This window comes from Nocardioides montaniterrae (assembly GCF_054782655.1).
On the sequence record NZ_BAAGSB010000002.1, the window covers coordinates 526,090 to 533,107 of the forward strand.

9 protein-coding genes and 1 tRNA gene are annotated in these 7,018 nt (G+C 71.4%); 9 read left to right on the forward strand and 1 reads right to left on the reverse strand.

Annotation, left to right across the window (positions count from 1 at the left end):
- Position 1: 1 nt before the first annotated feature.
- From rdgB to ACYVJ3_RS06140, 4 genes are all read left to right on the forward strand, one after another.
- Positions 2-607, forward strand: a complete 606-nt coding sequence (rdgB, locus tag ACYVJ3_RS06125; protein WP_460851688.1) for an RdgB/HAM1 family non-canonical purine NTP pyrophosphatase — start codon at positions 2-4, stop codon at positions 605-607.
- Positions 604-2,253: an ABC-F family ATP-binding cassette domain-containing protein gene (locus ACYVJ3_RS06130; protein ID WP_460851690.1), complete on the forward strand. Its 1,650-nt coding sequence runs from the start codon at positions 604-606 to the stop codon at positions 2,251-2,253. The genes rdgB and ACYVJ3_RS06130 overlap by 4 nt, the downstream gene beginning before the upstream one ends.
- A 4-nt stretch (positions 2,254-2,257) precedes the next feature.
- The gene (locus tag ACYVJ3_RS06135; RefSeq protein WP_460851692.1) at positions 2,258-2,824 is read left to right on the forward strand and encodes a 1-acyl-sn-glycerol-3-phosphate acyltransferase; all 567 of its coding nucleotides are present in this window, start codon (positions 2,258-2,260) and stop codon (positions 2,822-2,824) included.
- A gap of 22 nt (positions 2,825-2,846) precedes the next feature.
- A tRNA-Leu gene (locus tag ACYVJ3_RS06140) sits at positions 2,847-2,928 on the forward strand.
- 108 nt (positions 2,929-3,036) lie between these two features.
- Here ACYVJ3_RS06140 and bcp read toward each other — a convergent pair.
- On the reverse strand, positions 3,037-3,510 hold the full coding sequence (gene bcp / locus ACYVJ3_RS06145; RefSeq protein ID WP_460851695.1) for a thioredoxin-dependent thiol peroxidase: 474 nt from the start codon (positions 3,508-3,510) through the stop codon (positions 3,037-3,039).
- A 33-nt stretch (positions 3,511-3,543) separates the two neighbouring features.
- On the opposite strand from bcp, the gene ACYVJ3_RS06150 reads away from it, so the two are divergent.
- From ACYVJ3_RS06150 to ACYVJ3_RS06170, 5 genes are all read left to right on the forward strand, one after another.
- Entirely contained in the window at positions 3,544-3,789 is a 246-nt protein-coding gene (locus ACYVJ3_RS06150) for a DUF3618 domain-containing protein (protein WP_460851698.1), read from the forward strand.
- A 58-nt stretch (positions 3,790-3,847) separates the two neighbouring features.
- Positions 3,848-4,144 (forward strand): GroES family chaperonin, encoded by a 297-nt coding sequence (locus ACYVJ3_RS06155; RefSeq protein WP_460851718.1) that lies wholly within the window; start codon positions 3,848-3,850, stop codon positions 4,142-4,144.
- A gap of 2 nt (positions 4,145-4,146) precedes the next feature.
- Positions 4,147-4,911 (forward strand): crotonase/enoyl-CoA hydratase family protein, encoded by a 765-nt coding sequence (locus ACYVJ3_RS06160; protein ID WP_460851699.1) that lies wholly within the window; start codon positions 4,147-4,149, stop codon positions 4,909-4,911.
- Between the two features lie 67 nt (positions 4,912-4,978).
- On the forward strand, positions 4,979-5,884 hold the full coding sequence (locus ACYVJ3_RS06165) for a WYL domain-containing protein (protein WP_460851701.1): 906 nt from the start codon (positions 4,979-4,981) through the stop codon (positions 5,882-5,884).
- Entirely contained in the window at positions 5,881-6,870 is a 990-nt protein-coding gene (locus ACYVJ3_RS06170) for a helix-turn-helix transcriptional regulator (RefSeq protein WP_460851702.1), read from the forward strand. Before ACYVJ3_RS06165 ends, ACYVJ3_RS06170 begins: the two co-directional genes overlap by 4 nt.
- Positions 6,871-7,018: the final 148 nt, after the last annotated feature.

The following is a 7,018-nucleotide window of genomic DNA, read 5'->3' on the forward strand; positions in this document are numbered from 1 at the left end:
GGTGACCCAGATCCTCGTCGCGTCCGGCAACGCCAAGAAGGTCGCCGAGATGCAGCGCATCCTCGAGGCGCACCTCCCGGGCGTCACGGTCCTCGGGCTCGGCGACGTCGAGGCCTACGCCGAGCCGGTCGAGGACGAGCCGACTTTCGCCGGCAACGCGCTGCTCAAGGCGCGGGCGGGCCTGGTCGCGACCGGGCTGCCGACGATCGCCGACGACAGCGGCCTGTGCGTCGACGCGCTCAACGGCATGCCGGGTGTGCTGTCGGCCCGTTGGAGCGGGCGCCCCAAGAGCGACCAGCGCAACAACGCCCTGCTGCTCGACCAGCTGCTCGACGTACCCGATGAGCGACGTACGGCCCACTTCACGTGCGCGGTCGCGTTCGTGCTGCCCGACGGCGAGGAGCTCACCATCGAGGGCCAGATGGCCGGCCGGATCGTCCGCGAGGTCCGTGGCGAGGGCGGGTTCGGCTACGACGTCGTCTTCGAGGCCGACGAGGCGCCCGGGGTGACGACGGCCGAGCTGTCCAAGGACGACAAGGACGCCATCTCGCACCGCGGCAAGGCGCTGCGCGCGATCGCACCACAGATCGCCGCGCTGCTCTCGTGAGCGCGACCCTGGTCGCCCGCGACCTCGCCGGCGGCCACACCCACCGCACCCTCTTCGAGGGACTCGACCTGACGGTCGCCCCCGGTGACGTGATCGGTGTGGTCGGTGCCAACGGCGCCGGCAAGTCCACGCTGCTGCGCCTGCTGGCCGGCGTCGACCAGCCGCTCGGCGGCACGGTCGCGCCCGCGCCGGTCGACGCGTTCGTCGGCTGGCTGCCGCAGGAGCACGAGCGGGTCCCCGGCGAGACGGTGCTCGGGTACGTCGCCCGGCGTACGGGCTGTGCCGCGGCGACCGCGGCCATGGAGGCGACCGCCGAGGCCTTGGGCGCCGGGGAGCCCGGCGCCGACGATGCGTACGCCGTCGCCTTCGACCACTGGATCGCCTCGGGGGCGCCCGACCTCGACGACCGGGTGCCGGCGGTGCTCGCCGAGCTCGGCCTCGACGTCGGTGCGGACGCGCCGATGACCTCGCTCTCGGGCGGCCAGGCCGCGCGGGCCGCGTTGGCAGCGCTGCTGCTCTCGCGCTTCGACGTGGTCCTGCTCGACGAGCCGACCAACGACCTCGACCTCGCGGGCCTCGAGCGGCTCGAGGCGTTCGTCCGCGGGTTGCGGCAGGGCGTCGTGCTGGTGTCGCACGACCGCGAGTTCCTCGCGCGCTGCGTGACGCGGGTGGTCGAGCTCGACCTCGCCCAGAACAAGGTCGCCGTGTACGACGGCGGCTACGACTCGTTCCTCGAGGAGCGCGACATCGCGCGACGTCACGCTCGCGAGGCGTACGAAGAGTTCGCCGACAAGAAGGCCGACCTGGTCTCGCGGGCGCGCGTGCAGCGCGAGTGGAGCTCGCAGGGCGTGCGCAACGCGATGAAGAAGAGCCCCGACAACGACAAGATCCGGCGCCGCGCGCAGAGCGAGTCGTCGGAGAAGCAGGCCCAGAAGGTCCGTCAGATGGAGTCGCGGATCTCCCGGCTCGAGGAGGTCGAGGAGCCGCGCAAGGAGTGGGAGCTGCAGTTCTCGATCGCCGCGGCGCCACGCTCCTCATCGGTCGTCGCGACCCTCAACGAGGCGTCGGTGACGTTGGGCGACTTCACCTTCGGGCCGGTCTCGCTGCAGGTCAACGCCGGCGACCGGATCGGGATCACCGGTCCCAACGGCGCGGGCAAGTCGACGCTGCTGCGGCTGCTCCTGGGCCGGCTGGCTCCCACCGCGGGGTCGGCGTCGCTGGGTGCCAGCGTGGCGATCGGCGAGATCGACCAGGCCCGCACCTCGCTGTCCGAGTCGTTGCCGCTGGCCGACGCGTTCGAGGCCGTCGTCCCTGCCATGGCCTCGGGCGAGGTCCGCACGCTGCTCGCGAAGTTCGGGCTCAAGGCCGCGCAGGTCAGCAGCCCCGTCGGTGCGTTGTCGCCGGGGGAGCGCACCCGTGCGGCGCTGGCGCTGCTGCAGGCCCGCGGCGTGAACCTGCTCGTCCTCGACGAGCCGACCAACCACCTCGACCTGCCCGCCATCGAGCAGCTGGAGCAGGCGCTCGAGGCGTACGACGGAGCCCTGCTCCTGGTCACCCACGACCGGCGTCTGCTGGGCAACGTGCGGCTCGATGAGCGGTGGGCGGTGGACCGCGGTCGCGTCGCCACCGGCGTCACGGGACACTGAGCCCATGCCGCTGCGCAAGAACCTCGCCCGCCTCCTGCTCCGCATCACCCGCTGGAGGCTCGTCGGCCCGCCGGTCCCCGAGCGCGGCATCCTGGTGGGTGCGCCGCACACCTCCAACTGGGACTTCGTCGCGATGCTGGCGATCGCCTGGAGCAGCGGCGTACAGCCTCAGGTGCTGGTAAAGAAGTCGTTCTTCAAGGGGCCGCTCGGCCCGCTCCTGCGGGCCCTCGGCGGCATCCCGCTCGACCGCTCCGACCCGGGCCCGGCGATCCGCGCGATGCTCGCCGACGCCGACGACTCGCTGTGCCTGTGCATCGCGGCCGAGGGAACCCGCTCCAAGGGCGAGTTCTGGAAGTCCGGCTTCCTGCGGATCTCGGCCCAGACCGGCCTGCCCGTCTCGCTCGGCTTCGTCGACGGCACGACCCGGTCGATGGGCATGGGCCCGACCTTCACGCCCTCCGGTGACATGAAGGCCGACATGGACCTCGTCCGTGAGTTCTACGCCGACAAGCACGGCTTCAAGCCGGAGAACCGGACGCCCCCTGTGCTCCGTGAGGAGCTCCAGGGCTGATCCCTAGACTGGATGGGCACCGGCCGGGGTGGCGGAACAGGTAGACGCGCAAGATTTAGGTTCTTGTGCCTTAGGGCGTGCGGGTTCGATTCCCGCCCTCGGCACGCGCAGGTTTCCCAAGGGATGTCGCTGAAGCTGCGCTCCCCAAGCGCTACAACCATGGGGAAGCGCAGGTTTCCCTGCATCCCTTGGGAAACCAGCAGCCGGCGGCTTCAGTCGAGGCCGAGGTCCCGGCGCAGCTTGGCGACGTGACCGGTGGCCTTGACGTTGTACTGCGCCACCTCGATCGTCCCGTCCTCACCGACCACGAAGGTCGAGCGGATGACGCCCTCGACGACCTTGCCGTACAGCTTCTTCTCGCCGTACGCCGAGTACGCCTGGTGCACCGCCAGGTCGGGGTCCGAGAGCAGGGTGATGGTCAAGGAGTCGCGCTCGCGGAACTTGGCGAGCTTGGCCGGGGTGTCCTTGGAGACGCCCAGGACGGTATATCCCGCTGCCTGGAGAGAGGCGAGCGAGTCGGTGAAGTCGCAGGCCTGCTTGGTGCAGCCCGGGGTCATCGCGGCCGGGTAGAAGTACACGATCGCCTTGCCCGAAGCAGTGACGTCGCTCAGCGAGACGCTCTCGCCGGTGTCCGAGGTGAGCGTGAAGCCGGGTGCCTTGGCGCCCGGGCTGAGACGATCGGTCATGACGCCATCCTTGCACCTTGCTAACCTGCCCCCGTGACCCAGCCTTCGGACATCGAGCGCGAGATCGAAGAGACGCGCGACCGCCTCGCCGTGACCATCGACCAGCTGCTCTACCGGTCGAGCCCCAAGACCATCGCCAGCCGACAGGTCGCCGACACCAAGGCGTACTTCGTCGACGTCGAGACGGGCCAGCCCCGCACCGACAACATCCTGAAGGTCGTCGGCGGCGTCGTCGGCGTGGTCACCGTCTTCGTGGTGATCCGCAAGCTCGTCAAGTGAGCGACCCCGTGAGCCCGGCACCGTGAGCACCGCCGGCGTCGACAAGACGCCGATCCGGATGCTGCACGACCGGATCCTCTGCGAGGTCGACAACGAGGCCGGCGAGCGCCGGTCCTCCGGCGGCATCGTCATCCCCGCAACCGCCGCGATGGGTGCCAAGCGCCTCGCGTGGTCCCGCGTCGTCGCGGTCGGTCCGCATGCCCGTGCCGTCGTCGTCGGCGACCGGGTCCTGTTCGATCCCGAGGACAAGGCCGAGGTCGAGGTCCACGGCGACGTGTACGTCGTCATGCGCGAGCGTGACGTCCACGCCGTCGCCGCCGACCGGCTCGACGAGTCCGAAGGTCTCTACCTCTAGCCATGGCCGTCACCGTCGAGCGCCGCGGCCCCGTCACGATCGTGACGCTGGACCGCCCCGACGTGCGCAACGCCGTCGACGCGCGGCACGCCCGTGAGCTGACCGAGGCGTTCACCGCCTTCGACGCCGACCCTGACGCCCACGTCGCGATCCTGTACGGCGCCGGCGGCGTCTTCTGCGCCGGAGCCGACCTCAAGGCGGTGACCCGGGGCGACGTCGAGGTCGGCGCACCCGGCGTCGGTCCTGCCGGCATGGGCCCGACCCGGCTCCTGCTCGGCAAGCCGGTGATCGCCGCCATCGAGGGGTACGCCGTGGCCGGCGGACTCGAGCTCGCCGTCTGGTGCGACCTGCGCGTGGTGGACCCGGGCGCGGCGTTCGGCGTCTTCTGCCGCCGCTGGGGCGTCCCCCTGATCGACGGGGGAACGGTCCGGCTGCCGCGCCTGATCGGCCACTCCCACGCGCTGGACCTGATCCTCACCGGACGTGAGGTGGGTGCCGAGGAGGCGCTGCGGATGGGCCTGGCCAACCGCATCAGCGCTCCGGGGAAGGTGCTGGAGGAGGCCGTCGCGCTGGCCGACCGGCTCGCCGCGTTCCCCCAGACGACGATGCGACAGGACCGGCTCTCGGCGTACGAGCAGCACGGCCTGCCGCTGGACGAGGCGATCGCGAACGAGTGGAAACACGGCGAGGTCTCCCTCGCAGCGGATACCGTCACGGGGGCGGGCAGGTTCGCGGCCGGCGAGGGCCGGCACGGATCGTTCGACTGAATCGCATCAGCATCAGCAGCAGCACGGAGGGCAGATGGCAGGGCCGGGACGCGACCAGCGAGGACCGATGGAGCGACTGGTCCGGATCGCCGCGGTCCTGCGCGCGCACCCGCAGCAGGGTGTGCCCGCCGAGACCCTGATCGCGGTCGCCGGCTTCACCGGTGAGGGTGACCCCGGCACCCAGCTCAAGCGCGAGATCAACCACCTCAACAAGCAGGGCTGGCAGATCGAGAACATCGCGCCGCCGGGCAGCCCCGCGATCTGGCGGATGACCTCGGTCGACAACCGGCTGCGACTCCGGCTCACGCCCGAGCAGCAGACCGCTCTGCGTCGCGCGGTGCTGCTCGCCGACCGTGACGACCTCGTCGAGCGCCTCGGCCTGCCCGACTCCGCCCGGCCCTCGACCGTCGATGCCGCGATGGCCGCCGACGCCGCCGAGGGCGCGAGCTCCGCGGCGCTCTCCGCAGCGCTCGCCGGGGTGCGGGGGAGGCGGCTGCTGCGCTTCTCGTACAAGGGCCGGCCGCGGGTCGTGCACCCCGAGTCGGTGCGCACCCAGAACAACCGCTGGTACCTCTGCGGCGTCGAGGACGCCGACCTCGAGGCCGGCCTGGTCAAGCGCTTCGTCGTCACCCGGATGGGCGAGGTCGAGCTCGACGCGCCCGGATCCGCGCAGCCGATCGCGAGCGTGCGCCACATCGGGCTGCACCCGATGAGCTGGGAGATCGACGAGCCGGTGGACGTCCAGCTCCGCACCAGCCCCGACCACGAGCCCGACGTACGCCGCTGGCTCGGTACGCCGTCCGGCGTACGTGTGGAGCCGGACGGCTCGGTCACCATGACCTATCGCGTGACCAACCGGTCCGCTCTGCACGCGCGGCTCTTCGAGCTGGGTCGTCGGGTGCAGCTGATCGGCCCGGCCGACGTACGTGCCGGGCTCCTCGAGGAGCTCGCCGGATCGGCGGGGATCGCATGAGCACGCCCAAGTACGTCGCCCGCATCGCGCGGCTGCCCGAGGTCTTCGCGCGCCTGGCCGAGCACCCCGACGGCCTGCGGCTGAGCGTCCTCGCCGAGGAGGTCGGGATCCCGGTCGACGAGCTGCGCGAGGACCTCGCCGCGTTCTTCACCGCCGACCTCGACATCATGCTCGGCCTCTACCGCCCCGACGTCCTGGAGTTCCTCGGTCCCGAGGGCGACGACGCGGAGCCTGCCGAGGCGCAGGTCGTGCGGATCATCCAGCCCGCCGAGGAGCTCGGGGTGGAGTACGTCGATGCCGCCGAGCTCGCGCTCGTCTACAGCGCCGCGCGCACGCTCGCCGACTTCGAGCCCGACAACGACGACCTGCTCGGCGCGATCGACGTGCTGACCGAGACCCTCTTCGGTGCCGCCGGCAGCCAGGACCCGCCGGTCGCCGCGGCCCGCTGGAACCGTCCGCTGGGTGTGCTCCAGGACGCCCAGGAGGCACGTCGCAAGGTGCGCATCGTCTACTCGCGGGCATGGGTGCACGGCGTGGGCGAGCGGGTCATCGAGCCCTACCGGCTCGTGCAGACCCGCCGCGGCTGGGAGGTCGACGCCGGGCCGGTCGATGCCGACGGCGCGCTGCGGACCTACCTGCTCTCCAACATCCGCGAGGCCGTCGCGCTCGACGAGACCTTCTCGCCGCCGCTCGGCCTGGAGCGGATGCTGGCCGAGCAGCGGGCGACCACCACCGTGCGGGTCTGCCTCCCGCAGGAGGGCCGCTGGGCGGCCGACATGTACGCCGAGAAGGTGGCCCTGGTCGAGGACGACACCGAGTCGGTGGTCGTCGACGTCGAGCTGCTGCCGCCGCTCGAGCGACGCGTCGCGATGCTGATCCTGGCTGCCGGGCCGGAGGCGTTCGTGGTCTCTCCCGAGGAGCTCGACCGTGAGGTCGGCCTGCTCGCCGAGGAGCTCCTCGTCCACCACTCCGTCCCCTTGGACTGAACGCTGGGCTGCAGGTTTCCCAAGGTATGCAGCCGAACCTGCACCTCCCATGCGCTCAAGGTCCAGCGGTCTAAGCAACGGGTGGTCAGGCTGCCTGGGTCAGCAGTTGGTTCAGCCGTTGGGCTGGGGTTTGCAGATCCAGGGTAGG

Coding starts and splice junctions, on each gene's coding strand:
- ACYVJ3_RS06160 (WP_460851699.1), top strand. CDS start 4,147: ATGGCCGTCACCGTCGAGCGCCGCGGCCCCGTCACGATCGTGACGCTG.
- ACYVJ3_RS06170 (WP_460851702.1), top strand. CDS start 5,881: ATGAGCACGCCCAAGTACGTCGCCCGCATCGCGCGGCTGCCCGAGGTC.
- ACYVJ3_RS06155 (WP_460851718.1), top strand. CDS start 3,848: ATGCTGCACGACCGGATCCTCTGCGAGGTCGACAACGAGGCCGGCGAG.
- ACYVJ3_RS06135 (WP_460851692.1), top strand. CDS start 2,258: ATGCCGCTGCGCAAGAACCTCGCCCGCCTCCTGCTCCGCATCACCCGC.
- ACYVJ3_RS06165 (WP_460851701.1), top strand. CDS start 4,979: ATGGAGCGACTGGTCCGGATCGCCGCGGTCCTGCGCGCGCACCCGCAG.
- bcp (WP_460851695.1), bottom strand. CDS start 3,510: ATGACCGATCGTCTCAGCCCGGGCGCCAAGGCACCCGGCTTCACGCTC.